Annotated in this window: 25 protein-coding genes and 1 tRNA gene; 20 read left to right on the forward strand and 6 right to left on the reverse strand. The window is 63.2% G+C overall.

The window, feature by feature from the left end; translation table 11 throughout:
- The first annotated feature begins 7 nt into the window (after positions 1-7).
- From VKZ87_RS00445 to VKZ87_RS00490, 10 genes are all read left to right on the forward strand, one after another.
- On the forward strand, positions 8-1498 hold the full coding sequence (locus VKZ87_RS00445) for a 6-hydroxynicotinate reductase (RefSeq protein WP_324219263.1): 1491 nt from the start codon (positions 8-10) through the stop codon (positions 1496-1498).
- Positions 1495-2385, forward strand: a complete 891-nt coding sequence (locus tag VKZ87_RS00450; protein ID WP_324219264.1) for a UPF0280 family protein — start codon at positions 1495-1497, stop codon at positions 2383-2385. Before VKZ87_RS00445 ends, VKZ87_RS00450 begins: the two co-directional genes overlap by 4 nt.
- The gene (locus VKZ87_RS00455) at positions 2382-2966 is read left to right on the forward strand and encodes an amino acid synthesis family protein (RefSeq protein ID WP_324219265.1); all 585 of its coding nucleotides are present in this window, start codon (positions 2382-2384) and stop codon (positions 2964-2966) included. Before VKZ87_RS00450 ends, VKZ87_RS00455 begins: the two co-directional genes overlap by 4 nt.
- 47 nt (positions 2967-3013) lie before the next feature.
- A complete protein-coding gene (locus VKZ87_RS00460; protein ID WP_324219266.1) occupies positions 3014-4222 on the forward strand; it encodes an ABC transporter substrate-binding protein in 1209 nt (402 codons plus the stop codon).
- Between the two features lie 70 nt (positions 4223-4292).
- Positions 4293-6191 carry an ABC transporter permease gene (locus VKZ87_RS00465; protein WP_324219267.1) on the forward strand — a complete coding sequence of 633 codons (1899 nt, stop codon included), beginning with the start codon at positions 4293-4295 and terminating at the stop codon, positions 6189-6191.
- The gene (locus tag VKZ87_RS00470) at positions 6188-6952 is read left to right on the forward strand and encodes an ABC transporter ATP-binding protein (RefSeq protein WP_324219268.1); all 765 of its coding nucleotides are present in this window, start codon (positions 6188-6190) and stop codon (positions 6950-6952) included. Before VKZ87_RS00465 ends, VKZ87_RS00470 begins: the two co-directional genes overlap by 4 nt.
- A complete protein-coding gene (locus tag VKZ87_RS00475; RefSeq protein ID WP_324219269.1) occupies positions 6952-7653 on the forward strand; it encodes an ABC transporter ATP-binding protein in 702 nt (233 codons plus the stop codon). Before VKZ87_RS00470 ends, VKZ87_RS00475 begins: the two co-directional genes overlap by 1 nt.
- A 14-nt stretch (positions 7654-7667) precedes the next feature.
- Positions 7668-9710, forward strand: coding sequence for a hydantoinase/oxoprolinase family protein (locus VKZ87_RS00480; RefSeq protein WP_324219270.1), 2043 nt, complete (start codon positions 7668-7670; stop codon positions 9708-9710).
- A 4-nt stretch (positions 9711-9714) separates the two neighbouring features.
- The gene (locus tag VKZ87_RS00485) at positions 9715-11439 is read left to right on the forward strand and encodes a hydantoinase B/oxoprolinase family protein (RefSeq protein ID WP_324219271.1); all 1725 of its coding nucleotides are present in this window, start codon (positions 9715-9717) and stop codon (positions 11437-11439) included.
- Positions 11440-11451: 12 nt separating this feature from the next.
- A complete protein-coding gene (locus VKZ87_RS00490) occupies positions 11452-12243 on the forward strand; it encodes a hypothetical protein (RefSeq protein WP_324219272.1) in 792 nt (263 codons plus the stop codon).
- 6 nt (positions 12244-12249) lie between these two features.
- On the opposite strand, the gene VKZ87_RS00495 is transcribed toward VKZ87_RS00490, so the two are convergent.
- From VKZ87_RS00495 to VKZ87_RS00505, 3 genes are all read right to left on the reverse strand, one after another.
- Positions 12250-12744: a hypothetical protein gene (locus tag VKZ87_RS00495; protein ID WP_324219273.1), complete on the reverse strand. Its 495-nt coding sequence runs from the start codon at positions 12742-12744 to the stop codon at positions 12250-12252.
- A gap of 124 nt (positions 12745-12868) precedes the next feature.
- A complete protein-coding gene (locus VKZ87_RS00500; RefSeq protein WP_324219274.1) occupies positions 12869-13156 on the reverse strand; it encodes a YciI family protein in 288 nt (95 codons plus the stop codon).
- A 15-nt stretch (positions 13157-13171) separates the two neighbouring features.
- Positions 13172-13879 (reverse strand): GntR family transcriptional regulator, encoded by a 708-nt coding sequence (locus VKZ87_RS00505; RefSeq protein WP_324219275.1) that lies wholly within the window; start codon positions 13877-13879, stop codon positions 13172-13174.
- Positions 13880-13970: 91 nt separating this feature from the next.
- Between VKZ87_RS00505 and VKZ87_RS00510 the strand changes: the two genes are divergently transcribed.
- Genes VKZ87_RS00510 through VKZ87_RS00535 form a run of 6 tightly spaced genes read left to right on the forward strand, consistent with a single transcriptional unit; the run spans position 13971 to position 20384 of the window.
- On the forward strand, positions 13971-14933 hold the full coding sequence (locus VKZ87_RS00510; protein WP_324219276.1) for a VOC family protein: 963 nt from the start codon (positions 13971-13973) through the stop codon (positions 14931-14933).
- 27 nt (positions 14934-14960) lie between these two features.
- Positions 14961-15815 (forward strand): fumarylacetoacetate hydrolase family protein, encoded by an 855-nt coding sequence (locus VKZ87_RS00515; protein ID WP_324219277.1) that lies wholly within the window; start codon positions 14961-14963, stop codon positions 15813-15815.
- Between the two features lie 32 nt (positions 15816-15847).
- Positions 15848-17053 (forward strand): amino acid ABC transporter substrate-binding protein, encoded by a 1206-nt coding sequence (locus VKZ87_RS00520; RefSeq protein ID WP_324219278.1) that lies wholly within the window; start codon positions 15848-15850, stop codon positions 17051-17053.
- Positions 17054-17063: 10 nt separating this feature from the next.
- Entirely contained in the window at positions 17064-17921 is an 858-nt protein-coding gene (locus tag VKZ87_RS00525) for a branched-chain amino acid ABC transporter permease (RefSeq protein WP_324219279.1), read from the forward strand.
- Positions 17922-17923: 2 nt separating this feature from the next.
- Positions 17924-19684: a branched-chain amino acid ABC transporter ATP-binding protein/permease gene (locus VKZ87_RS00530; RefSeq protein ID WP_324219280.1), complete on the forward strand. Its 1761-nt coding sequence runs from the start codon at positions 17924-17926 to the stop codon at positions 19682-19684.
- Positions 19677-20384, forward strand: a complete 708-nt coding sequence (locus VKZ87_RS00535) for an ABC transporter ATP-binding protein (protein ID WP_324219281.1) — start codon at positions 19677-19679, stop codon at positions 20382-20384. The genes VKZ87_RS00530 and VKZ87_RS00535 overlap by 8 nt, the downstream gene beginning before the upstream one ends.
- 69 nt (positions 20385-20453) lie before the next feature.
- Here the strand turns inward: VKZ87_RS00535 and VKZ87_RS00540 are convergent.
- Together VKZ87_RS00540 and VKZ87_RS00545 are read right to left on the reverse strand one after the other, a co-directional pair.
- Positions 20454-20530 (reverse strand) — tRNA-His (locus VKZ87_RS00540).
- Positions 20531-20585: 55 nt separating this feature from the next.
- Positions 20586-21050, reverse strand: coding sequence for a DUF2147 domain-containing protein (locus VKZ87_RS00545; RefSeq protein ID WP_324219282.1), 465 nt, complete (start codon positions 21048-21050; stop codon positions 20586-20588).
- A gap of 86 nt (positions 21051-21136) precedes the next feature.
- On the opposite strand from VKZ87_RS00545, the gene VKZ87_RS00550 reads away from it, so the two are divergent.
- Positions 21137-22231: an FIST signal transduction protein gene (locus tag VKZ87_RS00550; RefSeq protein ID WP_324219283.1), complete on the forward strand. Its 1095-nt coding sequence runs from the start codon at positions 21137-21139 to the stop codon at positions 22229-22231.
- On the opposite strand, the gene VKZ87_RS00555 is transcribed toward VKZ87_RS00550, so the two are convergent.
- Positions 22228-23283 carry an alcohol dehydrogenase gene (locus tag VKZ87_RS00555; RefSeq protein ID WP_324219284.1) on the reverse strand — a complete coding sequence of 352 codons (1056 nt, stop codon included), beginning with the start codon at positions 23281-23283 and terminating at the stop codon, positions 22228-22230. The genes VKZ87_RS00550 and VKZ87_RS00555 overlap by 4 nt on opposite strands.
- A gap of 101 nt (positions 23284-23384) precedes the next feature.
- Between VKZ87_RS00555 and VKZ87_RS00560 the strand changes: the two genes are divergently transcribed.
- The 3 genes from VKZ87_RS00560 to VKZ87_RS00570 all read left to right on the forward strand — a co-directional run.
- Positions 23385-24143, forward strand: coding sequence for a 3-oxoacyl-ACP reductase FabG (locus VKZ87_RS00560; RefSeq protein WP_324219285.1), 759 nt, complete (start codon positions 23385-23387; stop codon positions 24141-24143).
- A 24-nt stretch (positions 24144-24167) separates the two neighbouring features.
- Positions 24168-25535, forward strand: coding sequence for a cytochrome P450 (locus VKZ87_RS00565; protein ID WP_324219286.1), 1368 nt, complete (start codon positions 24168-24170; stop codon positions 25533-25535).
- Positions 25536-25545: 10 nt separating this feature from the next.
- Positions 25546-25850 (forward strand): amidase family protein (locus VKZ87_RS00570; protein ID WP_324219287.1); only part of this gene is annotated, 305 nt, incomplete at its 3' end.

Genomic DNA, 25850 nt, shown 5'->3' on the forward strand with positions numbered 1-25850 from the left:
GGCGCGCATGAGCCAGGCGATTGCGACCACCGGAACTCCGAAGGACGAGATCGTCCGCTGCGATGCCTGCCCGGTGCTCTGCCGCATCCGGCCGGGCAAGGCCGGCGCCTGTGACCGGTACGCCAATGTCGACGGCGTGCTGACCCGAGTCGACCCGCTGGTGGTGACCGAACGTGCCGCGCAGGGTGCCGGCGTCGTGCCGTTCCTGAGCGGCGCCGAGGGGTGGGACGGCAATGTCGCCGCGCCGCCGCCGGCGACTTTCGTTACCGGAGTCGGCGCCGGCACGACCTATCCCGATTACAAGCCGGCGCCTTTCATCGTCTCGTCGGTGCATGACGGTGTCGACATGGTCACGGTCGTAACCGAGGGCATCTTCAGCTATTGCGGCGTGAAGGTGAAGATCGACACCGACCGCCATCTCGGACCGGAGCAGGCCGCGGTCCGCGTCAACGGCGAGGCCATTGGCCATGTCACCACGGCGGAATACGGCTCGCAGATGCTGTCGCTGGGTGGTGTGCATCACCTGACGGGTGGCAGCAAGAAGGAAGGCACGGTTACCTGCGACGCAATGCTGACGCTCTGCAACAAGGGCGCGGTAACCATGCAGATCGATGGCGGAGCCGAGGTCGTGGTCCAGGCTGGCAAGGCGCCGATCGTCAACGGCACTCCCGAAGAGCGGATGCGCGTCGGCTGCGGCTCGGCCACGATCGGTATTTTCGCCAAGCAGTGGCTCGGCCATGCCGATGAGGTGATCGTCGTCGATGACCATATCACCGGCGTGCTGACCGAGCATCAGGCCGGACGCTTCCTCGACATGCCGCTTTCCGGCATCCGTGTGCGCGGGCGCAAGTCGACGCCGGGTCGCTACTTCCAGGTGGCCGAGCCGGGACTGGGCTGGGGCGGGACCAATATTTCCGACCCGCTGGAGATCATCGAGAGCATCGATCCGAAGACTGCCTGGCCGGGATTGAGGCTGCTGATGGTTTCGACCACCGGCGAGCATAGCGGCTGGTATGTGCTGGACGACCAGCTGAAGCCGCAACCAGCCGAGATGCCGGCACCGATCAGACTCGTCGTCGACCGCATAGCGGAGAACTGCGAGCCCTCGCTCTGCACGGTGATGTTCATGGCCGGGGCGGGCGGTTCCCTGCGTGCCGGGGTGACGGAGAACCCCGTGCGCCTCACGCTGTCAGTGAAGGATCGCCTGACACGGGTCACGTCGGGCGGCGCACCGGTCTATGTGTGGCCCGGCGGCGGCATCACCTATATGGTCGATGTCACCCGGATGCCGGACAATTCCTTCGGATATGTCCCCACGCCGGCGCTCGTGGCGCCGATCGAATTCACTATGAGCCGTGAGGATTACGCATTGCTGGGCGGTCATATGGATTATGTCATCCAGCTTGAGGAGGTGCTGCGGGGTGAACGTCTGAGCCGTCAGTCCTGGCGCGATGACAACCCATGGCCGATCGCACGGCCCGCGGGAGAGACTTCGTGACCGGCCCGCAGGCTGTATGGTTGACCTCCGCCGGTGCGCCGCGCCGGCTGCATCTGCAACATGGGCCAATCGATCTCATCATCGGCGCCTTCGGATCTGATGCAGCGGTCGCCCGCGCCTATGAACAGGTGGTCAGCCGTTTTCAGGACATCCTGGCCGTGCTGGTGGGCGAACTGGACGAATTGCGCAGGCCGCTCGGCGCGGCGCACCCGCTGTTCCGAGGACCGGTGGCGCGCCGCATGGCGGCAGCCTGCTGGCCGTATCGCAATGTCTATATCACGCCGATGGCGGCAGTGGCGGGGGCGGTTGCCGACGAGATGCTGGCCGCGATGCTCTCGGGTAACGATCTCCGCAAGGCCTATGTGAATAACGGTGGCGACATCGCACTGCATATCGCGCCCGGAGAAACCCTGCGCAGCGCCATCGTCTGCAACCCGGATCATCCGCATCTCGAAGCCTTTGCTACCCTGGATGCGGAGCAGCCGTCGCGCGGCCTGGCCACTTCGGGATGGCGCGGCCGCTCCTTCTCTCTTGGTATTGCCGACGCCGTGACCGTTCTGGCGGAAAATGCGGCGATGGCCGATGCAGCCGCCACCATTATCGGTAATGCGGTGACCTGCGATCACCCGTCCATTGAGCGCGCGCCGGCCAGTTCGCTGCGCGACGATACCGATCTCGGTAACCTGCCGGTCACCGTCAATGTAGGTGCACTGCCGATTTTCGCCATCGAAGAAGCCTTGTCAGCGGGGGCGCAAGTCGCCGAAGATTTGCGCCGCCGGGGACTGATCGATGCAGCATTCCTTTCGCTGCAGAATCGCATCCGGCTCGTCGGCAGTGGCACTATGCTTGATAAAGGGTACCGGGTAACGGCGAGGGCAGGGGCATGAGTCTGGTTGAAGTACGGAAGATCGTCTGCATTACGGAGGAGATTTTCCACGATGGCGGCCCGCGGCCGGCCAAAACGCCCCGCAAGGGCGCCATCGGCGCTTTCGTAAAGAATCCGTATGCCGGTGGCTACGTGCAGGACATCACGCCGATGATGGAGGCGCTGAAGCCGCTCGGGCTGGATCTGACCAGACGCCTTGTCGCGGCGCTGGGCGGCGATCCTAAGGCGATCGAGGCCTATGGGAAAGGGGCACTGATCGGGGCGGGCGGCGAGCTAGAGCATGGCGCCCTGTGGCATGTGCCCGGTGGGTACTCGATGCGGGAAATTCTCGGCAATGCCAAGGCGATTGTCCCGTCCGCGACGAAGGTCGGCGGCCCCGGGGCGCGGATCGATATCCCTCTGCATCACATCAATGCCGCCTACGTGCGCAGTCATTTTGATGCCATCGAATTCGGCGCGCCCGACGGTCCGCGCAATGACGAGATCGCGTTCATTCTAGCCATGAGCACCGGCGGGCGCGTGCATGCTCGCGTCGGTGGCCTGCAGGTACACGAGATCAAGGGCGAGGACGGCCTTCGGTAAGATCACGCGTAAAACAGAAACGGGATACTCACACAGAGGAGGCAGTAATGAATCGCAGGACCCTGTTGAAGTTGAGTACGGCTTTCGGCGCGGCCTTGTTCGGCTTCGCCTCCGCCGCCCAGGCCCAGGATACGATCAAGCTGGGCGAAATGAACTCCTACAAGGTCTTTGCCGCCTTCCTGGAGCCCTACAAGAAGGGCTGGGAACTGGCGGTGGAGGAGGTCAACGCCGCGGGCGGCGTGCTGGGCAAGAAGCTGGAGATCGTCAGCCGTGACGATAACGGCAATCCCGGCGACGCGGTGCGCGTGGCCGAGGAACTGCTGTCGCGTGAGAAGGTCGCGTTCCTGATCGGAACCTTCCCCTCCCATGTCGGCCTCGCTGTCTCGAGCTTCGCGAAGGAAAAGAAGGTTCTCTTCATCGCCGCCGAGCCGCTGACCGACAAGATCGTCTGGGATCAGGGCAACAAGTATACCTTCCGCCTGCGTGCCTCGACCTACATGCAGACCGCCATGCTGGTGCCGGATGCCGTCAAGCTGAAGAAGAAGCGCTGGGCGATCGTTTATCCGAACTACGAGTACGGCCAGTCGGCTACCGCTGCCTTCAAGAAGCTGATGAAGGAGAAACAGCCTGACGTTGAGTTCGTGATCGAACAGGCGCCGCCGCTGGGCAAGATCGAGGCCGGTGCCGTCGTCGACGCCATCGCCGCAGCCAAACCGGATGCGATCTTTTCCTCGCTGTTTGGGCCGGATCTGGCCAAGTTCGTGCGCGAGGGTAACACCCGCGGCCTGTTCAAGGGTGTGGAGGTGTTCAACCTCCTGGCCGGCGAGCCGGAGTATCTCGATCCGCTGAAGGACGAGACGCCGGAAGGCTGGTATGTCACCGGCTATCCCTGGGAGCAGATCAACACGCCCGAGCACAAGAAATTCCGCGAAGCCTACATGAAGCGGTTCAATGATTACCCGCGGCTGGGCTCTATTGTGGGTTACTCGACGGTTCAGAGTGCGGTTGCGGCGATCAAGAAGGCGGGTTCGCTCGATACCGAAAAGCTTGTGGCAGCCATGCGCGGCCTGGAGCATGAGACGCCGTTCGGCAAGATCACCTACCGGCCCCAGGATCACCAGTCGACCATGGGTGCCTATGTCGGAAAGCTGACGCTCAAGGACGGCAAGGGTACCATGAAAGACTGGTACTACGCCGATGGCGCGAAGTTCCTGCCGTCCGACGCCGACATTGCCAAGATGCGTCCGGCAGACTGATCGAGATTGTATGTAACCTGCTTCTCCCGCCGGCCTCTCCGGCGGGAGACTTCCGGCAGCCGGGGGCCTCTTGTCTCTCTCCAACATCGTTATCCAATTCCTGAACGGGCTGGCAGGCGCTTCGTCGCTGTTTCTCGTGGCGGCGGGCCTGTCGATTATCTTCGGCGTCAGCCGGATCGTGAATTTCGCCCATGGCTCGCTCTACATGCTGGGGATCTATATCGCCTACAGCCTGATCGAGTGGTTCGGACGCGGCTCGATGCTCGGTTTCTGGGGCGGCGTGCTGCTGGCTGCCCTGGTCGTCGGGCTGATCGGTGTCGTGATCGAAATCGTCGTTCTGCGCCGCATATACAGGGCGCCGGAGCTGTTCCAGCTTCTCGCCACTTTTGCGCTGGTCCTGGTGATCAAGGATGTCGCGCTCTACATCTGGGGCGCCGAGGACCTGCTGGGGCCGCGTGCGCCGGGGCTTCGCGGTGCCATCGAGATTGCCGGCCGGCGGCTGCCGGAATACGACATTCTGCTGATCGCCCTCGGCCCAATCATGCTGGGCCTGCTCTGGCTACTGATGAACCGCACGCGGTGGGGCACGCTGGTACGTGCTGCCACACAGGACCGCGAGATGGTTGGTGCGCTGGGTGTGAACCAGACCTGGCTCTTCACCAGCGTCTTTTTTCTTGGCGCCTTTCTGGCCGGCCTGGGTGGCGCAACGCAGATTCCCCGCGAGCCGGCGCAGCTGATGCTGGATCTGACGGTGATTTCCGACGCCTTCGTGGTCGTCGTGGTCGGAGGCGTGGGCTCGATCGGCGGCGCCTTCCTGGCGGCGCTGTTGATTGCACAGGCGAAAGCCTTCTGCATCGGTATCGGTGATGTGGAGATTTTCGGGACCGTCTTCTCCTTCAGCAAATTCACGCTGGTGGTCGAGTTCGTGATCATGGCCATTGTGCTGGTGGTGCGGCCCTGGGGGCTGCTCGGCAAGCCGCATGCGGTACAGCGCGGAGCTGCCGTGGTGCAGCCGCCGCTGCACCCCCTGGGTCGGCGCTTCTGGTATGTGGTGGCGGCGATCGTGGCAGTTCTGGTGCTGATGCCGCTTGCCGCCGACGACTACGTGCTCGTGCTGCTGGTTGACATCGCCGTGTTTACGGTCTTTGCCGCGACGCTGCATTTCCTGATGGGACCTTCCGGGATGGTCTCGTTTGGCCATGCCGCCTATTTCGGCCTCGGCTGCTATGGCGCGGCTTTGGTGTTCCTGAAATGGAAATTCCCGATGGAAGCTTCGCTATTGGCTGGCCCCGTGGCGGCCGGCCTTGGCGCGCTGCTGTTCGGCTGGTTCTGCGTCCGGCTTAGCGGCGTCTATCTTGCCATGCTGACGCTCGCCTTCGCCCAGATTGCCTGGTCGGTGGTGTTCCAGTGGGATGACTTCACCGGCGGCTCCAACGGCCTGATCGGTCTCTGGCCCAGCGAATGGCTCAAGGATCGGGTCGCTTTCTATTACGTCACGCTCGCTCTCTGCGTCGCCGCCATGATCTTCCTCTGGCGTGTGGTGCATGCGCCCTTCGGTTATGTGCTGCGGGCCGCGCGCGACTCCGTGCTGCGGGCCGATGCCATCGGCATCGATGTGCGGCGCTTCCAGTGGTTCGGCTTCGCACTTGCGGGCACCCTGGCTGGCCTGTCTGGCGCCTTGTTCGCCTTCTCGAAAGGCAGCATATCGCCGGAGACCCTGGCCGTGTCGCGTTCGGTCGACGGGCTGGTGATGGTCCTGCTCGGCGGCGTTCAGACCCTGACCGGTCCCGTGGCGGGTGCTGCGATCTTCACCTGGTTGCAGGACGAGATCGCGCGCAATACCGAATACTGGCGCGCCATTCTCGGCCTGACGATCCTGGTCATCGTTCTGGCTTTCCCGCAGGGCATTGCGGGATCGATCAAGCAGCTGTCGATCAGAATAGGCCTGCTGAAGGAGGCCGCGGCATGACGGTGCTTTCTGTCAGCGGCCTTCAGAAGGCCTTCGGTGGCGTCAGGGCCGTGCAGAATGTCAGTTTTTCCGTCGCCGCCGGCGAGTTGTTGGCGATGATCGGGCCCAATGGCGCCGGCAAGAGCACCTGCTTCAACATGCTAAACGGCCAGCTGCGGCCGGATGCCGGCAGCGTGACGCTGCTCGGTCGCAGCCTGATCGGCATGGCGCCACGCGAGATCTGGCGTCTCGGGGTCGGCCGTACCTTCCAGATTACCGCCACTTTCAACTCCATGACGGTGCGCGAGAACGTGCAGATGGCACTGCTCTCATTCCACAATCGCCTGATGTCGCTCTGGCCTGCTGCCAGCGAAATGTACCGGGAGGAGGCGATGTCGCTGCTGGAGCGCGTCGGCATGGCTGCGCAGAGCGAGCGCGCCTGTGGCATCCTGGCCTATGGCGACCTGAAACGCGTGGAACTGGCCATCGCATTGGCCAATGCGCCGAAGCTTCTGCTGATGGATGAGCCGACGGCCGGCATGGCGCCGCATGAGCGCGTCGCATTGATGGACCTGACGGCAAAGCTGGCTCGGCAGGACAATATCGCCGTACTGTTCACCGAACATGACATGGACGTGGTCTTTGCACAGGCCGATCGCGTAATCGTCCTGGATCGCGGCCGGCTGATCGCCGAAGGCAACCCTGACGAAGTGCGGGCCGATCCGCAGGTGCAGGCAGTCTATCTGGGTACGGGCGCCGTGTTCGCCTCGGAGGCGCAGTAATGCTGAGCGTCTCGAACCTGAATACCTATTACGGTCGTGCCCATATCCTGGCCGATTTGTCTCTGGAGGTTCGGCGGGGAGAAGTCGTCGTGCTGTTGGGCCGTAACGGCGCCGGCAAGTCCACGACCATGAAATCCGTGATCGGCCTTGTACCCGCCCAGAGTGGAACCATCACCTTTGATGGTACCCGCATCGAGCGTCTGTCGCCGCACCGGATCGCGCAGCTCGGCCTCGGTTACGTTCCGGAAGAGCGGCGGATATTCACTGAGCTGACGGTGATGGAGAATCTGGAAGTTGGACGCCAGAAGCCGCGCGACGGTGTGCCGACCTGGACGCCCGAGCGGCTGTTCCGGCTTTTCCCGAATCTCGGCGAGATGCGCGAGAGGCCCGGGGGGCGGATGTCGGGTGGCGAGCAGCAGATGCTCACTATCGCCCGCACGCTCATGGGCAATCCGCGACTGATTCTGCTGGATGAGCCTTCGGAGGGTCTGGCGCCCGTCATCGTCGAGCAGATGGCACGCACCATCCTGCAGCTGAAGGCTGAGGGCCTTACCGTCCTTCTGTCGGAACAGAACCTGCATTTCGCCCAGATGGTGGCCGACCGCGCTTACATCATCGAGAAGGGCCGTATCCGTTATCAGGGCACCATGGCCGAACTTGCCGCCGATCCGGCGGTGCATGAACAATATCTGTCAGTCTGATCGGGAGTGTATCGATGGGTTGGATCGTCGGGATCGATGTGGGCGGCACGTTCACCGACCTGATCGGCATCGAGCCCGCCCGGGGTGAGGTCGCTCTGGCCAAGGTGCCGACCACCGTCGACAACCAGGCATTCGGCGTCCTCGCCGCCCTGGAACGTGCCGGGATTACACTGCCGCAGACGGACACCATCGTCCATGGCACGACGACAACCACCAATGCTCTGCTGGAACGCAAGGTGGCGAAGGTTGGTTTGATCACAACGAAAGGGTTCCGTGACAGCCTTGAGCTTGGGCGCCGTACCCGGCCGCAGCCCTACGGCCTGACCGGGAGCTTCGAGCCCCTGGTGCCGCGGCAATGGCGCCTCGAGGTACCCGAGCGCATGGATGCCGACGGTGAAATTGTTATTCCGCTGGACGAAAGTGCCTTACGGGAGGCGGTGAAACAGCTGCAGGCTGCTGGCTGCGAGGCGCTGGTCATCCACTTCCTGCACTCCTACCTCAACCCCGCCCATGAACAGCGCGCCCTGCAGATTGCACGCGGGATGTGGCCGAACAGCTATGTTACCGGTGGCCATGAACTGCTGTCCGAGTATCGCGAATACGAACGCGGTACGACGGCGTGCGTCAATGCCGCCGTGCAGCCGGTGCTGCATCGCTACATTCAGCGGTTGGACGGCGAACTTAAGAACAAGGGCTTCCGCAGCGACCTGCTGGTCATGCAGGGCAATGGCGGTACCATTGCGGCTTCCATCGTTTCCGAAGCTGCCGTGAATACCGTGATGTCGGGTCCGGCCTCCGGTGTGATGGCGGCGGCCTATACGGCACGGGCAGCCGGGCTGCCAAACGTTATCACCTATGACATGGGTGGAACTTCCTCCGATGTAGGCCTGATCCAAAACGGCGTGCCGCAGGTTTCGTCGGAACTTGAGCTCGAATATGCGATGCCGATCCATGTCCCGATGGTAGATGTGCATACCATCGGCGCGGGCGGCGGGTCGGTCGCCTTCATCAGCGAGGCGGGGATGCTGCAGGTCGGACCGGAAAGCGCCGGCGCCCGGCCGGGTCCGATCTGCTACGGTCGTGGTGGCACGCGGCCGACGATCACGGATGCCAATCTTGTGCTTGGCCGACTCGATCCGAACGGTCTGCTGGCGGTGGACAGCAGGGTATCGCTGGATGATGTAAAGCAGGCAATTGTCCGAGAGGTCGGCAAGCCGCTCGGCCTGGATGTCGATCAGGCTGCCGCGGCGATCCTGCGGATTGCCAATGACAAGATGGCTGGTGCAATCCGTATGGTCAGCCTTAGCCGCGGTCATGACCCGCGCGACTTTGCGCTGTTTGCTTTCGGTGGCGCCGGCCCGTTGCATGCGGCGGCGCTGGCCCGCGAGCTCGGCATTCCCAAGCTGCTGATCCCGGCTCGACCCGGCATCACCAACGCACTCGGCTGCGTGGTGGCAGATCTGCGCCACGACTATGTGCGCACGGTGAACAAGCCGCTGAATGCTTTGCCGGAGGGTTTGGTGGCCGAAGTGCTGGAAGCGCAGATCGCGGAAGGCAAGGCGACTCTGGAGCGGGATGGCGTGGCGGTGGACGAGATCCAGATCCTGCATTCCGCCGACATGCAATTCCAGGGGCAGAGCCATCTGCTGACTGTTGCCGTGCCGGACCGGAATGTGAGCCGCGACGCGCTGCAGAAGGCATTCGAAACTGCCTACTGGCAACGGTTCGAGGTCGAGCTGCCGGAAATCCGCGCGGTACTGGTCAACCTGCACACCGCCGTCATCGGCCGCCGCCCGGATCTGTCGCTTGACCGGCTGCTCTCGGCTGAGCCGGCGAAGGACGTCGAGGGGGCGATGAAGGGCAGCCGTAAAGTCTGGTTCGAGGCCGGCGGCTGGCAGGATACGCCAATCTATGACCGGGAGCGGCTTCCGCGCAACGCGGGATTTTCCGGCCCTGCGATACTGGAACAGCTGGATACCACGGTGGTTATCGAGCCGAGCAATCAGGTAACGGTGGACCGGCTTGGTAACCTGATCGTTTCAGTGCGAGGGGAGTAGGGCGATGGCGAAGACGATCGATCCGGTCACCCTGGTTGTGATCCAGAACGGACTGCAGCAGGTCTGCAACGAGATGGATCTGGCATTCTGCCGGGCTGCTTTCTCGCCGGTGATTTCCGAAGCGCTGGACCGGTCCGACGGAATCTATCATGGCGAGACCGGCGAACTGATCGCGCAGGGCGAACTGGGCTTGCCGGTTTTCGTCGGCACCATGCAGTTCTCCACCCAGGCAGTGATCGAGCGCGCGCGCAGCTCGCCGTTGCTGGCGCCGAAGCCGGGCGACGTCTATATCGTCAACGATCCCTATTTGGGCGGCACGCATCTGATGGACGTGCGTTTCGTGAAGCCCTTCTTCTACAAGGGACGCCTGTTCGCCTGGCTGGCCAATACGGGCCACTGGCCGGATATCGGGGGTATGGTGCCGGGCGGCTTCTCGGCCAATGCCACGGAGGTGGAGCAGGAGGGCCTGCGCCTGCCGCCGGTGAAGCTCTACAAGCAGGGAGAGCTGGATCAGGAAATCCTCTCCATCATTCTCAGCAACATCCGCATCGCCGACCAGCGCATTGGCGACATCAAGGCCCAGGCGGCCGCGCTCAGCATCGGCGAGAAGCGCCTGACGGCGCTGCTGGACCGCTACGGCGATGATGTGGTCGAGCAGGCGATCGAGGAACTGAAGCAGCGTGCATCGCAGCAGATGCGTGCCCGCATCAGCACGATCCCGGATGGTACCTATGAAGGCTCGGCGGTGGTCGATTCGGACGGTGTGGTCGATGAGCCGCTGCTGATCAGAATGAAGATCGAAAAGAAAGGCGACGAACTGCATTTCGACATGACCGGTTCCAGTCCGCCCTGCAGCGGTCCGATGAACAGCGTCATCGCCACAACCTATTCGTCGATCTATCTGGCCGTGAAGCACATCTTCCCAGACGTGCCGATCAATGCCGGCACCTTCACGCCGCTGAAGATCAAGGACCCGCACGACACCTTCCTGTATGCCAGATATCCGCGGCCGGTCTCGGGCTGTGCCGCGGAGGTGAGCCAGCGCATCGCGGAGGCGGTATTCAACGCGCTGGTGAAGGCGCTGCCGGACAGGCTTTTCGCCGCACCGGCGGGCACCTCGGGGAATCTGGCGCTGGGCGGCTACGATCCCAAGCGCGGACGCTCCTACGTCATGTATGTGATCTCGGGTGGCGGCTATGGCGGCTGGTATGGCGGCGATGGCATCAGCAACGGCTGTTCGACCATCGGGATTTCCAAGACCACACCCATTGAGGTGATGGAGCAGTATTATCCGGTGTTGTTTGAGGAGTATTCGCTGCACGAGGGCTCCGGCGGCGCCGGCCAGTATCGCGGCGGTTTCGGCGTGAACTACACGATCCGCCTCAGGCGCGGCGAGGCGCGTGCCTCCATGGTGATGGATCATGGCCGAACCGGGCCGCGGGGTGTGCTCGGCGGCGAGGACGGCGGCACCAACAAGGTCGCCATCGAGACGGTGCAGGCCAACGGTACGCGGGTCTACATTCCACCGCATCTGTCCAAGGATCAGGATATCCGCATCAAGGCCGGGGATCGGGTGCGGGTTTCTACGCCAGGCGGCGGCGGCTTCGGCGACCCGGCCAAGCGCGATCCTGCCGCCATCGCCCGCGACCTCGAGCGGGGGTATTACACCGAGCGGCAGATTGCCGAACGGTTCCGGCAGCGGCCGGCGGCGCGCACGGCAGCGGAATAGCCGGAGCGGAGCGTGCTTTCAGAGCTGGTTGTCTGGACGGGAGTGAAGAGCTTCCCCTCGGCGCGGCGGCTTGGCTACGCGAAGGCGGCCGTAAGCCTGTGGTCGCGCCGGCGTCGCTGCGCGAAACTGTGGCGGGAGCATGAGGAGAAAACCCGCAGCTTCATTCTCGACGTTGCACGATCGGCCAGACGCTCCGACACGATCTGGCTGTTCGGCGCCGGGACTCTCGCCGACCTGCCACTGAAAGATCTTTCCGCCATGTTCCGGCAGGTGCTGGTCTTTGACGTTGCGCTGCTGGCGAGCGCGCGGCGTGCGGTCCGACATCTCGGCAATGTTGAGCTGCGCCTGGCCGATGTCACGGGCGTGGTCAGGCCGCTGGCTGAATGGCAGCCGCAGATGCCGCTACCTCTGGTGCCGGTGTCCTTTATGGCTGAACTGGATCCGGTGCCGCCCGACTGCATCGTATCCGTCAATCTGCTGTCGCAGCTTCCGCTGCTGCCGATGGAATATCTGCGCCGTCGCGGCGTCAGCCGGACGAAAACCGAGGCCTTCGGTCGTGCGATCATCGAGGCGCATCTGCACGACCTTGCCGGACTGAGTTGTCCGGTTGGGATGATCACCGATGCGACCAGATTCTGGCGCAGCAGGACGGGGGAGACAGTCATGCAGGAGAGCGCCGTACTCGATGTCCGGCTTCCTGTCCCCGAGCGGGAATGGTTCTGGACCCTGGCGCCGCGCGGCGAGATCGATCCCGAGGCTTCGCTGGAGGTGCGGGTCCAGGCCTCGCGCCTCAACGCCGAGTAGCGGGCGCTATTTCTTTATTTCCTGGACGGACTCGATCACGAAGCCGCGCTCGGGCGGGAACTTGCGCATGAAGGTACGGCGCACTTCGTCTTCGCTGGTGGCTTTGAGTTCGAGATAGTTGATCTCGCCCCACTTGTCGTCCAGCTGGCGGTGTTTCTCGCCCATCATATGGGCGCGCCGGACCTCTGAATTGTAGATGCCGACGCTGAAGGTCTTGATGTTGGTTTCCTTCTCGATGGCCTTGCTGGCCAGTTTCTCCAGCTTGGAGATTGCAGCCTGGAGCTCCGACTTCTGCTTGTTCAGTTCGGTGATTCGCTGCTGCGCGGTACGGGCCAGCTTGTCCAGCTCGTCCAGGCGCTGCCCGCGGCGGATGACTTCCTGTGCGCTCCATTCATAGGTCAGCATCTGTTTCCGATGCTGGGCGATGAGCTGCAGCACGATCAGGACGGCGCCGGGAAGACCGATCAGCACAGCGCCCATGGTCAGCCAGAAGGTAGGCATGCCTCATTGTTAGCTGAGCGCAAAATTGCCCACAAGGCGCTGATTCTGAAATCAAAGTTAATATACTAGTTATAGTTGTATAGCCGAAGGAGATGAGCGGGCCATGTGATGGCCGGCAGGCCGGTCAGCGGTTGTCGACGCGCTTGATGAAGCTGTGGATCTGCACGGAACGCCAGATCCCGTTCCTGGCGAAAGGATCGGCTTTGTTGAAGTCCTCAACCTCGGCCCGGTTATTTGCTTCAACGAGAAAGAAGCTGCCAATCATGGTTTTGCCGTCATCCTTCACCAGCGGGCCTGAAACAAGAATGTGAAGTGGCGCCTCAGCGAGATAAGCCTTGTGTTCCTCGTAATGCTCCAGGCGGCGGGGCAGGGTATCGGCAGCATCGAGACAATGAATGACGTAGTGGGGCATCGTCTTGCTTCGCGTTCAGAGGGTGACGGAGGTTCGGACGATCATTGCCGTCTTGCGCAGGTGCGCTTCCAGCGCAGCTACGGCGCGGTCCGCGTCACGCTCCATGACGGCATCGAAGATCGCTTTGTGCTCCGCGGGAACGTCACGTGTTTCCGTCTGCAGCGGCACTGACATGCGGCGATAGCGCTCACTCTGCTCGTAAAGCATCGCGCGGATCCGCAGCAGCCAGTCATTGCCACAGGCGCCGACGAGTTCGGCATGGAAATCGGCATGCGCGCGCGCCCAGGTGTCGCTGAGATGCTCGTCTTTACCCTCTTCGGTCTGGCTGAGACGGGAAAGTCGGTGCCAGCTCGCCACAAGGCGGCTTTCCCAGGCGAGATCGCCCCGTTCCACCGAGGCGCGCAAGCACAGGGACTCAATGGCAATGCGCGCCTCGGTGATTTCGTTCAGCTCCTTCGGGGAAACCGGGCTGACGGTATAACCGCGCTGCGGTTCGGAGATCACCAGCGCTTCCGACTGAAGCATCGACAGGGCTTCACGCACCGCGCCGAGGCTGACATCCAGTTCGTTGGCCAGCGCGGCGATGTTCAGCTTGGTGCCGGGCATATACCGGCAGGTGAGGATGGCGTTGCGGATCTGCGTATAGGCGCGATGCGACTTCGTCCCCGTTACAACGTCCGGAGGAGCTAATTCAGAGGGGGAGACGTCTGTAGCGATTTTCATCCGAGAAATATATTGCTAGAAAAAAAATATATGATAAAGGAAAAATACAGAAGAAAGATCCGTCTGACAAGGCGGTTTGGAGGAAACAGAGATGGCTGATCCAAAGCGGTCCGGCGTGACCGCAATCCATTCGCTTGATCGTTTCGTCTTCAGCGTTCCCGAGCTGGGAGTCGCAAAACAGTATTTCACCGATTTCGGACTCGATGTCCGGGAGGTTGGCAATCGGCTCGACCTCTATACCTTCGGTCATCCGCATCGCTGGGGTTCGATCTTCGAAAGCGGCCAGCCGAAGAAGCTCGAATATCTCGCGCTTGGCGTTTACCAGGACGATTACGACCCGCTGCGCCGCCATCTGGAAAAGGTTGGCGTCAAGACAATCGATCCGCATCCGCTGGTCGACGAGCAGGGGTTCTGGATCCGAGATCCGGACGGCATCCCGTTGCAGATCGTCGTGGCCGAGAAGTCGTCGCCGAACGAGAAGGGCGAGACCTTCGGTCCGATGAACATGACCAATCCGAAGGGGACTTCGATCGGCATCAACCGCCGCAACGCCAAGCCGGTGAAGCCGGTTCGTCTCACCCATATCCTGCTCTTCTGCTCCGATGTCCCGCGATCGCTGAAGTTCTACAGCGACGCGTTGGGCATGCGCCTTTCGGACCAGTCGGGCGACGGCATCGCTTTCCTGCATGGCGCCCATTCCAGCGACCACCACCTGCTCGCCTTCGCGAAATCGGATGGTCCCGGCCTGCATCACACCAGCTGGGTGGTGCGTGGCGTTGATGAGGTTGGCCTCGGCATGGAGCAGATGCTGGCCAAGGGATACCCCTATGGCTGGGGTGTCGGCCGCCACGTTCTGGGATCGAACTACTTCTACTATCAGCGCGATCCCTGGGGTAGCTTCACCGAGTATTCCTACGACATCGATTTTGTCGGTGTGAATGAGGACTGGCCGGCCCAGGATCATCCGCCTGAGGATTCTTTCTACCTCTGGGGCCCCACTGTTCCGGAGGATTTCGTGACCAATCACGAGACCCAGGCTCACAAAGCCAGCTGAGATCCGACAACACGAAGGAATTCTGCGATGCGTTTACTCAATTACCTCAAGGCTGGCCGACAATCTCTCGGCGCCCGGAATGGCGATACCATCATCGACCTGACCGCTGCCGGCCTGCCAGACAGTATCGATGGTCTGCTGGCCATGGGGGTCGATGGTCTGAAGAAGGCCGGGGAAGCAGCCACAAAAGGCGGCGAGACCACGCCATTTGCCCAGGCGAGGCTTCTGGCTCCGGTGCTGAACCCGTCCAAGGCGATCGCCGTTGGGCTGAACTACATCGATCACGCGGCCGAGAGCCCCTACAAGGATGCGCCGAAATATCCGGTGCTGTTCCACCGCTTTCCGTCCTCCTGGGTCGGCCACAACGAACCCCTGATCAAGCCGAAATCCTCGGACCAGTTCGACTATGAGGCCGAACTCGCGGTCATCATCGGCAAGGCGGGGCGCCATATCGCGAAAGACAAGGCGCTGGATCACGTCGTCGGCTACTCGCTGTTCAACGACGGCTCAATCCGTGATTTCCAGTTCAAGTCGCATCAGTGGATGATCGGCAAGAATTTCGACGCCAGCGGCTCCTTCGGCCCGGAACTGGTGACGGCCGACGAGCTGCCCCCCGGTGCGGTCGGCCTGCGCATCCAGGCGCGGCTGAACGGGCAGGTGATGCAGGACGCCAACACCAAGGACATGATCTTCGACGTGGCGACGCTGGTCAGCACCTGTTCGGAAATCTTCGAGCTGCGTCCCGGCGACGTCATCATCTCGGGTACTCCGGCCGGCGTCGGCTTTGCCCGCAAACCGCCGGTGTTCATGAAGCAGGGCGATGTGATCGAAGTGGAAGTGGAGAAGGTGGGAATTCTGCGGAACACCATCAAGAACGAGTGATGTAGGCGCAATCACAGCTGAGGGAGGAAACAATGAGAAGCTTGAAACGGGTCGCCGCCTGGGCGGCGATCGCGGCCGGCAGTCTTGGCTTGATGGCGGCCGGCCCCGCTCCGGCGCAGTCGTCCGATCCGATCCGCATCGGCAGCACACTCGCCCTGACCGGACCGCTTTCCGCCACGGCGCTGGTGCACAAGCTGGTCGGCGATATCTATGTCGACGATCTCAACAGCCGTGGAGGCTTGCTCGGCCGCAAGGTCGAGTGGTTGGTCAAGGATGACCAGTCGAAGCCCGATGTTGCCCGCACCCTCTATGAGCAGCTGGTGACCTCGGACAAGGTCGATCTCCTGATGGGCCCCTATGCCACGGGCGCCATCCTTTCTGCCATGGGTGTGGCGCAGCGATACAACAAGATGCTGATCCACCATACCTTCGGCATTCCCTCGCTGGCGAAATATGACAAGCATTTCCCGGCCTGGTCGGTGGGCCCGAAGCCCGAGGAAACAGTGCCGACGACCCTGTTCGATGCGCTGGCCGCGTCGCCTAAGCCGCCCAAGACCATGGCACTTGTGACCTCGAAGTTCCCGTCGGTGCATTTCATGTCGCTGGGCGCGCGCGAGGTGGCCAAGAAGCGGGGTATCCAGGAAGTTCTGTTCCTTGAATGGGAGTTTGGCAACCGCGACTTCGGCCCGATCGCCGCCCGCATCAAGGACGCCAATCCCGACTTCGTCTTCGTCGGCAACATCGGCCTCGAGGGCAATATGCTGCTCGAAGCGATGAAGAAGATCGATTACGTGCCGCCGCTCCATTTCCATCTGTATCCGGCACCTGGCCCGATGGTCGCCGCCCCTGAAGGCAAGAATGCGCTTTCGGTCACGATCTTCGAGGAGCATCCGCCGTATACCGACAATCCGGTGGCAGCCAAGTTCGTCACGGAGTTCAACAAGCGCGCGAAGGCAGCCGGCTTCCCTTACACCAAGGTTGAGGTGCAGGCAGCGGCGTCCTTCACAGCCTGGCAGCTGCTTGAAGCCGCGGTTACGGCCACGAAGAGTTTCGACGATGCCAAGCTGGCTGACTGGCTGAAGAAGAATCAGGTCCCGACCATCCAGGGCGTGCTGCGATTCGACCGTGGCAACAACTACGGCGACGATCTGATGCGCATCAAGCAGGTGCAGGACGGCAACTGGGTCACGATCTGGCCCAAGGAAGTTGCCGCGCCGGGCGCCACGCTGAAGATGTGAGACGTACGGAATGACACTCCCAAGCCTCAGCCTGCTTTCGCAGTCCATCCTTTCCGGCGTCTTCATCGGCGGGATGTACAGCCTGATCGGGCTGGGCTTGGGCCTTTCCTGGGGTCTGCTGCGCCAGATCAACCTGGCGCATTTCGGCTTCGTCTTCCTGTCGGCCTATCTCAGCTATCACATGGCGACGGTCTGGGGGCTCGATCCGCTGCTGACATTGGTGCTGCTGCCGCCGCTGTTCTTCGCGATCGGCGTTGCCATGCAGTGGCTGCTCTCGCGCTTCCTCATCTCGCCGTTCAATTCCCTGCTGGTAACCTTCGGCTTCACGGTGATGATCGAAAGCCTGATCCAGTATGTGTGGACGGCGGATTTCCGACGGCTGCAGTCGGGTTACGGCGAGGAGAAGTTCGTCCTGGGACCGCTCTATATTCCGGTGCCCGAACTCCTGACGCTCGTGCTCGCGGTCCTGTTCGCCTTTGCCATCTGGGCAGCGATGCGCTTTACCGATCTCGGCAAGGCGATGCGTGCCATGGCCGAGGACGGGCCAATCGCGGCCGCTTTCGGGATCAATCAGCGTGCGCTGTCGCTGATCCTCTCCGGCACCTGCGTCGCCCTCGCCAGCATTGCGGGAATCTGCTTTGCGCTCACCTTCACGCTGACGCCGACCCAGATCTTTTCCTGGGTAGGAGTAGTCTTCGCCGTGGTGATGCTGGGCGGGCTGGGTAGCGCGCTCGGACCGCTGGTTGCAGGCGTCATCGTCGGCGTCAGCGAAGCGGTGGCGATGGCGGTCTTCGCGCCGTCCTGGGCGCCGCTGGTGTCCTTCTCGCTGCTGATCCTCATGCTGCTGTTCCGCCCCGGGAAGGTCTAGTCGTGAACCGGAAAATCGTTTTCGGCATCATCGCCTGCGGTGCCGTTTTGGCCGCATTGCCGTGGATCGGCGTGTCAGCCTTCTACGAATCGTTTCTGTATCTGCTGTTCCACTGGGTGATCCTTGCGGTCTCGTGGAACATCCTGTCCGGCTATACCGGCTACTTCTCATTCGGCCATGGCGCGTTCTTCGGAGCGGGAATCTACGGTACAGCCTATCTGGCCGGCACCCTCGGCTGGCCGTTCCTGGCCACGCTGCCGGCGGCGGTGCTGCTGGCCGCCGCGCTCGGACTCGCGATTGGTGCCATCGTCTTCCGCGTCGCGCGTGTGCGTGGCGAGCTGTTCGCGCTGCTCACGCTGGCCGTGACATTCGTGCTGGCAACGGTGATCCTGAATACGCCGATCGACGGTGGGCCAGGTATCTACCTGATCGGGGTCGACATTCCCGCCCTTGGGCCGTCGCAGGCCTCCTCGATCTACATGCTTGGCCTGATCACGGCGACGGTGGCCTTGCTGGTCTCCTACTGGGTCTATGCGTCCAAGTTTGGGACCGGCTTGTTTGCCATCCACGATGACGAGGATGTCGCCGAGGTCATGGGCGTGCCGACCTATCGCTACAAGCTTTACGCGCTGGCGATCTCCTGCGGCCTTGCGGGTCTGGCGGGCGGTATCCATTCCGTCTTTGTCTCCTACGTCACCGTCTCGGAAGTCTTCTCGATCACTGTGCCGCTGAGCGTCGTCCTGATGAGCATTCTGGGCGGCAGCCGTCACTGGATAGGCCCGGCCGTCGGTGCGGTGGTGATCACCTGTCTGCTCTACTATTTCACCTCCGGGGACAGCGCCGTGCTTGGCCGGGCGATGGTCGGCCTCATCCTTGTGGTGGTCATCCTGTTCATGCCCGCCGGCATACTGGGGCTTGTATCCGGCTGGCGCCATGTGCGCCGGAACCGCGCGGCCGCCAAGGCTGTAGCCGAGGCGCCGCGGAAGGAACATCCCCCGGCGGCCCCGGTGGTACGGCTGAAAAAGGCGATCACCGGTGAGCCGCTGCTGCAGGTCCGCGGCCTGTCCAAGTCCTTTACTGGCGTGCATGCCCTCAGTGATGTGACGCTGGACGTGCGCAAGGGCGAGATTCTGGGCCTGATCGGCCCGAACGGGTCTGGTAAGTCGACTTTCATCAACGTGGTAAGCGGACACTACAAGCCGACACGCGGCGAGATCATCTTCGAAGGCCGTAATCTGGCAGGCCAGGACGCCCATCGCTTCGCGCAGGCGGGCATCGCACGCACCTACCAGATTCCGCGGCCCTTCAGCCATATGACGGTTCTCGAGAATGTTGCCATGGTGGGGATGTTTGGCGGCGAGGGTAAAAGCCGCGCCGAAGCAACCCGCGACGCGCAGGCCTTCATCGAATTTGCCGGTCTGGCGCACCGCGCCCATGCTCTGCCTGATGACCTGAACCTGCATCAGCGCAAGTTTCTCGAGCTGGCGCGGGCGCTGGCGGCGCGGCCGAAGCTGCTGTTGCTGGACGAGGTGCTATCCGGCCTCACGCCGAGCGAAATCAATGAGGCCATCGAGATGGTGCAGCGAATCCGCGATCGCGGCACCACGATCGTCTTCGTCGAACATGTCATGCGTGCCGTGATGGCGCTGACCGATCGGATTGTCGTGCTGAACCATGGCGTTCTGATCGCCCAGGGTAACGCGGCCGATGTCATGAATGAAGAAGACGTCAGGGCAGCCTATCTCGGAAAAGCCCATGCTTGAGGTTCGCAATCTCCACGTGGCCTACGGCGCCGCCCCGGCGCTCTGGGATCTCAGCATCCGGGTGGGAACCGGCGAGCTGGTCTGCGTGGTCGGCCCGAACGGTGCCGGCAAGACGACCCTGATCAACACGCTGGCCGGGCTGCAGCGGGCGTCTTCCGGCAGCATCATCTTTGAAGGCCGCGACATCACCCGCCTCGCGCCCCATAAATTCTGCCAGGCTGGCATTGCCATCGTGCCGGAGAGCCGGCGGCTGTTCACCAGCATGACGGTACTGGAGAACCTCGAGCTCGGCAGTTTCCTGCCGGAGGCGAAGGCGCGGCGCCGCGAAACCCTGGAGCAGGTCTGCGAACTTTTCCCCGCTGTGCGGCAGAAACTGGCCATGCCGGCGGGCTCTCTGTCCGGTGGCCAGCAGCAGATGGTCGCGATCGGGCGGGCCCTCATGGCACGCCCCAGACTGCTGCTCCTGGACGAGCCTTCCCTCGGACTGGCACCGTCCATCGTGATGGACATGTTCGATGCCATCCGCCGGATCAATGCCGAGGGTCTTTCGGTCCTCCTGGTGGAGCAGAATGTCAGCATGGCGATGGAGCTGGCGACCCGGGCCTATGTCCTGGAGGAGGGGCGGATCGTCATGGAAGGTCCGGCCCGCGATCTGATGCAGCGGCCGGAGATCCGCAAGGCCTATCTGGGACTGGACTAGCGCGTCACAGAGACGCTGAAACGAAAACGGCCGATCCGCGACTAAGTCGTTGATCGGCCGTTCAAATCTTGGGGCGAGAGATGGGACTTGAACCCACGACCCCCAGAGCCACAATCTGGTGCTCTAACCAACTGAGCTACTCCCGCCGCAGGGGAGCCGCTTCTTAAACCGGGCAAGCGGTGCGGGTCAAGCCGGAGGCGGTCAGCCGGGCTCCCGGAGCCAGATCTGGGTGCGGCCGAGCAGCGGCGTGCCGAGGAAGCCGCGCACCCGCAACTTCCGGCCGCCCTCCGTCAGGCTGGCCTTGGCATTGTAGGTTTTACCGTTCTTCGGATCGAGAATGGTGCCGCTGACCCAGTCCTCCCCGTCGCGCTTCAGTCCCCACAGGAAGGTCATGCCGATAATCGGTTGGTCTTTGCGCTCTCCCTCGCAGGCCTGGCAGACCGGATCTGGCGCCTCGCCGGGCCGGGGAAAGATTTTCAGGATGCGGCCCTGCAATTCGTCGCCGACCTGCACGATTTCGACGATGCTGCGCTCGGTATTCGTCTCGTCGTCGATCGTTTTCCACCGACCGACTGGCGAGGCCGGCTCCGCCGATTGCGCCGGCACGGATGTCACTGCCGCAAGGATCGGGACGAGGGCAAGAAGCAGGGCAATCCGAATCGACATGGTTTTCCTCCGGTCACTTTTTTGCCTCAGGGACGGATCGAACCCGGCGGCAAGGTAATATAGGATGACCCGTATGGGAGTACCGCATGAGTGAACAAACAACCGGCTCGCGATTTCGGCTCGGCGTCGGCGCCGCCGAGGACTGGCGGATGGCGGTGGATGCCTGCCTGCTGCAGCTGATGCCGCTGTCGGACGCAGTCAATGTCGGGTTTGTCTACATCAGCGACCGCATGGCGGACGATCTGCCGCGCATCATGCGCCGGCTGAGCGACGCGACGGGGATCGAAACGCTCATCGCGACCTGCGGCTACAGCGTGGCGGCGGGCGCGACGGAATACTGCGACGAATCCGTCGTGGCCGTTCTGATCGGTGCGGTGCCCGAAGGCAGTGCCACGATATTCCGGCGCCCCGCCGAGAGGCCGCAGGGCTGGCTTGGCATCGTCCACGCCGATCCCCAGGTTCCCGCTCTTCCCGAGCTGATCGGGGATTTCTCCGAGGCCTGCGGTGCCTATCTGGTCGGCGGGCTGGTCGCCGCGCGCGGCCCGCGGCCGCAATGGGCGGGCAAGCTGTCCGAGGGCGGCGTATCCGGCATCATGTTTTCCGAAGCCCAGCCGGTGCTGACCGGCCTGACGCAGGGCTGCAGCCAGATCGGCGGCGTGCACCGGGTCACGGCAGCCGATGCTAACGTCATTCTCGAGCTGGATGACCGCCCGGCCTATGACGTTCTCCGTGACTGTTTCCACATTGAATCCCTGCAGGATCTGCGGAAACTCGGAACAGGCCTCATGGTCGGCCTGCCGGTCAGTGGCACCGACCGCCCTGATTATCTGGTCCGCAACATCGTCGGCATCGATCCGCAGGCCGGCGGCGTCGCCATCGGCGCACTGGTCGAAGAGGATGATGCGGTTTTCTTCTGCCGCCGCGATGTCGAGTCCGCCGGCCGCGACATGGATCGCATGCTGGCCGATCTGAAGCGACGCTGCGGCGATCGCGTACCGCGCGGCGCGCTGTGGTATTCCTGCATGGCGCGGACCCAGGACCAGTTCGTGCAGGATCCCGGCGAACTCGAGCGTATCCAGACCGTGTTTCCGGATCTGCCGCTGGTGGGCATGTATTGCGGCGGCGAGATCGCCCAGTCGCGGCTCTATGGCTATACCGGCGTGATGGCGCTTTTCCTCTAGGCGTCCAGCACGATCCGGCCGACCACCCGGCCGTCCTTCAGCGCCTGCAGTGCTTCGGTCGCCTGCGCCAGCGGTTTCTCGGTGATGGGCAGGCCAGGCAGTTCTGTGGTCTGTGCCAGCGCGATGAGTTCCTGCAATTCCGCCAGACTGCCGACATAGGAGCCGCTCACGCGCAGGGCCTTCATGACATGGATACCGAGCGACAGCGTTGCCGCGCCGCCGAGCAGGCCGACGCTGACCAGATGCCCGCCCTTGCGCAGCGAGCCGTAGGCAAACTCGAAACTGGGGCCTGAGCCGGCGAAATCCACCGCCGCCATCACACCGCCGGTCTCCTTGAGCAGGGCCTTGAGGGTGCCGTCCTCTCGCGGATCGATTACGCTTCTGGCGCCCAGCCGCAGGGCCGCCTCGCGTTTGGTGGGATCAATGTCGGCCACGATCGGCGCCTGCCCGGTGACCGCTTTGGCCAGGGCGACGCCGTTGAGGCCGACGCCGCCGGCGCCGACTATCAGCAGCGAATGGTGGTCGGCGAGGCGGCCGATCTTCTTCAGCGCGGAATAGGCGGTCAGCCCGGAGCAGGCATAGGTCGAGGCCAGCAGCGGGTCGAGACTACCGTAGTCGACCAGATACCGCTCATCCGGGACCAGGACATGGGTGGCATACCCGCCGTCCCGGAATATGCCGATCGCCTGCTGTGCACCGGCGCAGATATGTTCGTTGCCGTCCCGGCAGGGCGGGCAGGTGCCGCAGCCGATCCAGGGGAAAACAAGCCGGCGCTGCCCGGGTTGGGCGGTGCGCGCCGCGGGCCCGACGGCGGCAACGCTGCCGACGATTTCATGTCCGGGCGTCAGCGGCAGCAGTGCGCCGTTATTGGCAGCTACCACCTTGCGGCCGTTCCCGAGGTCGAAGTAGCCGTCCCAGATATGGATGTCGCTGTGGCAGACGCCGCAATGCTCCACCCTGACCAGCACCTCGCGCCCCTTGGGATCGGGCAGGGGGGCTTCGCTGGGCTTCAGCGGCTGGCCAAACTGGGCAATCTGGTAGCTGCGCAGCATCGGCGTTCCTCCTCGGTCGGTTTTGGCCAATGGTAGGAACCGCTGCAGGCTGGTGTCCAGCGTTCAAACCGCTAAACTCCGTGGAGATCAGAGGAGGCGGTATGCTGCAGGAACTGTTCAGTCTCTCGGGTCAGGTGGCGCTGGTCACCGGCGCGTCGCGGGGTTTCGGACTGGAGATTGCGAAGCTGTTCGTCGAGGCGGGAGCGACGGTCGTCCTGAATGGACGGTATCGCGACACGCTGGAGGAGGCTGCCAAATCGGTGGGCGGCAAGGTGGATATCGCCGCATTCGACGTCGCCGATACCAGGGTCAGCACAGCCGCGGTTGCCGAAATCGAACGGAAGCACGGCAAGCTCGACATCCTTGTCAACAATGCCGGCACCAACATCCGGAAGCCGCTTGCCGAGGTGACGCTGCAGGATTGGCAAACCGTAATCGATACCAACCTGACCGGCGCTTTTGCGCTGGCACGCGCGGCGGTCCTGGGCATGGCGGAGCGGCGTCATGGGCGGATCATCAATGTCGGCTCGGTCCTGTCGATCCTCGGCCGCGCCAACATCGCCGCCTATACGGCATCGAAACACGGCATTGCCGGTTTCACGAAGTCCTTTGCGGCCGAACTGGGGGCATCGGGCGTAACCTGCAACGCAATCGCGCCGGGCTATTTCGAGACTGAGCTCAACCGCCCGCTGCTGGACGATCCGGCTTTCGTCGCCTTCGTGAACCAGCGCACGCCGCTGCGGCGTTGGGGCAAGCCGCATGAACTGGCTGGTGCAGCGCTCTTTCTGGCGTCGCCCGCCGGCTCATACGTGAACGGTCATGTGCTGGCCGTCGATGGCGGCCTGACGACAACCGTCTAGGGCATGACGGCAGGATCGGAAGCCATGGAATTCGTGCCGGTGCATCCTGCGCGGCACGATACGCGACTGCCGCTTTTCCAGCTGATCCGGACGGTGCGGGAGAACACCATCGGCACCTGGACGCGGCAGTCTTATGAGCGGGACATTCTGGTTTACCGGATGGCCTTCCGGCCCATCGTCGTGGCCAATCACCCCGATCTGATCCGCCACGTGATGCTCGACAACGCGGCGAACTATACCCGTGATCCGGTGGGAAAGCGCATGCTGGAGCCCGGCCTCGGCAAGGGATTGCTGACCAGCGAGGGGGCTGACTGGAAACGCCAGCGTCGGATGATGGCACCCATCTTCCAGCCGCGACACCTGTCCGGATTTGCGGCAATCATGACCGAGCGTGCCGCGTTGCTGGCCGACCGGCTTGCAGCTCTGCCTGCGGGGCAGAGCGTGGACATGGCAGAGCAGATGATGCTGGTCACGCTCGATATCGTCGCGCGGACCATGTTCGGCGCTGATGCGACGACCGATGTGTCAGCTGTCGGCGCCGCCATGGACCGGTACCAGATGACGGTGCGGCCGAACATCCCGGACCTGCTGGGTTTGCCACGCTGGGTGCCCCGGCCCGACGCAGCCGAGGGACGGCGTGCGCTGGCCGAGATGGATGCCATCATCCGCGAGCTGATCCGGCGGCGGCGCGCCAAGGCGGTAGATGGCGGCGATCTCGGCGGTGACATGCTCGGCATGCTGCTGGCCGCTGTCGATGATGAAAATGGCGGCGGGCTCAGCGACCGGGAAGTCCGCGACCAGATGGCGACCTTCTTTCTCGCTGGACACGAGACGACGGCAACGGCGCTCGCCTGGTGCTGGTATCTGCTGGCGCATGCACCCGCGGTGGAAGACAGACTGCATGCCGAACTGGATCGCGTGCTGAACGGGCGTGCGCCGGAATATGGTGATTACGACAGTCTGGTCTATACGCGCATGGTGATCGAGGAGGCGCTGCGGCTCTATCCGCCCGCCCATACCACCGCGCGACTGGCGCAGGCGGATGATCGCTTCGGCGAGCTCGAGCTGCCGAAAGGGACCAATGTGGTCATTTCGCCCTGGCTGATGCACCGGCACAGGCTTTACTGGGCCAATCCAGACGTTTTCGATCCAGAGAATTTTGCCCCGGAGCGTGTCGCGCAGCGGCGGCGGTTCACCTATCTGCCGTTCGGCGCCGGGCCGCGCATCTGCATCGGCCAGGGCTTTGCCATGATCGAAGCTGTCCTGATCCTGGCCACGCTGGCACAGAAGCTCCGCTTCCGCATGGTGAAGGGCGCGAAGGTGGAAGCGGTTGCAAAGATCACTCTGCGGCCTTTCCCGGGCCTCCCCATGACGGCGGAACGCCGCAACTGAACGAGGCACCATGAGCGAAGATATCTGCTATCTCTCGGCAGCCGAGCTTGCGGCATCCTATCGCGCCGGGACGCTGTCGCCGGCAGAGGCGGCGGCAGCCCTGCTGAAGCGGATCGACAGGATCAACCCGACCGTCAATGCCTATATCCTGGTCGATCATGAGGCAGCAATGCGCGATGCCCGTGCATCCGAGGCGCGCTGGAAAGCAGGCAAACCGCTCAGTCCGATCGACGGTGTGCCCGCCTCGATCAAGGATATCATTCTGACCAAGGGCTGGCCGACCCTGCGCGGTTCCAAAACCGTCGATCCCGATCA

This window comes from Ferrovibrio sp. (genome assembly GCF_035304305.1).
Lineage (GTDB): Bacteria > Pseudomonadota > Alphaproteobacteria > Ferrovibrionales > Ferrovibrionaceae > Ferrovibrio.

Bases quoted from the DNA above. Each gene is read 5' to 3' on its own strand.
- VKZ87_RS00445 (WP_324219263.1), top strand. From the start codon at position 8: ATGAGCCAGGCGATTGCGACCACCGGAACTCCGAAGGACGAGATCGTC.
- VKZ87_RS00455 (WP_324219265.1), top strand. From the start codon at position 2,382: ATGAGTCTGGTTGAAGTACGGAAGATCGTCTGCATTACGGAGGAGATT.
- VKZ87_RS00460 (WP_324219266.1), top strand. From the start codon at position 3,014: ATGAATCGCAGGACCCTGTTGAAGTTGAGTACGGCTTTCGGCGCGGCC.
- VKZ87_RS00470 (WP_324219268.1), top strand. From the start codon at position 6,188: ATGACGGTGCTTTCTGTCAGCGGCCTTCAGAAGGCCTTCGGTGGCGTC.
- VKZ87_RS00475 (WP_324219269.1), top strand. From the start codon at position 6,952: ATGCTGAGCGTCTCGAACCTGAATACCTATTACGGTCGTGCCCATATC.
- VKZ87_RS00480 (WP_324219270.1), top strand. From the start codon at position 7,668: ATGGGTTGGATCGTCGGGATCGATGTGGGCGGCACGTTCACCGACCTG.
- VKZ87_RS00485 (WP_324219271.1), top strand. From the start codon at position 9,715: ATGGCGAAGACGATCGATCCGGTCACCCTGGTTGTGATCCAGAACGGA.
- VKZ87_RS00495 (WP_324219273.1), bottom strand. From the start codon at position 12,744: ATGCCTACCTTCTGGCTGACCATGGGCGCTGTGCTGATCGGTCTTCCC.
- VKZ87_RS00500 (WP_324219274.1), bottom strand. From the start codon at position 13,156: ATGCCCCACTACGTCATTCATTGTCTCGATGCTGCCGATACCCTGCCC.
- VKZ87_RS00505 (WP_324219275.1), bottom strand. From the start codon at position 13,879: ATGAAAATCGCTACAGACGTCTCCCCCTCTGAATTAGCTCCTCCGGAC.
- VKZ87_RS00510 (WP_324219276.1), top strand. From the start codon at position 13,971: ATGGCTGATCCAAAGCGGTCCGGCGTGACCGCAATCCATTCGCTTGAT.
- VKZ87_RS00515 (WP_324219277.1), top strand. From the start codon at position 14,961: ATGCGTTTACTCAATTACCTCAAGGCTGGCCGACAATCTCTCGGCGCC.
- VKZ87_RS00520 (WP_324219278.1), top strand. From the start codon at position 15,848: ATGAGAAGCTTGAAACGGGTCGCCGCCTGGGCGGCGATCGCGGCCGGC.
- VKZ87_RS00525 (WP_324219279.1), top strand. From the start codon at position 17,064: ATGACACTCCCAAGCCTCAGCCTGCTTTCGCAGTCCATCCTTTCCGGC.
- VKZ87_RS00535 (WP_324219281.1), top strand. From the start codon at position 19,677: ATGCTTGAGGTTCGCAATCTCCACGTGGCCTACGGCGCCGCCCCGGCG.
- VKZ87_RS00545 (WP_324219282.1), bottom strand. From the start codon at position 21,050: ATGTCGATTCGGATTGCCCTGCTTCTTGCCCTCGTCCCGATCCTTGCG.
- VKZ87_RS00550 (WP_324219283.1), top strand. From the start codon at position 21,137: ATGAGTGAACAAACAACCGGCTCGCGATTTCGGCTCGGCGTCGGCGCC.
- VKZ87_RS00555 (WP_324219284.1), bottom strand. From the start codon at position 23,283: ATGCTGCGCAGCTACCAGATTGCCCAGTTTGGCCAGCCGCTGAAGCCC.
- VKZ87_RS00560 (WP_324219285.1), top strand. From the start codon at position 23,385: ATGCTGCAGGAACTGTTCAGTCTCTCGGGTCAGGTGGCGCTGGTCACC.
- VKZ87_RS00565 (WP_324219286.1), top strand. From the start codon at position 24,168: ATGGAATTCGTGCCGGTGCATCCTGCGCGGCACGATACGCGACTGCCG.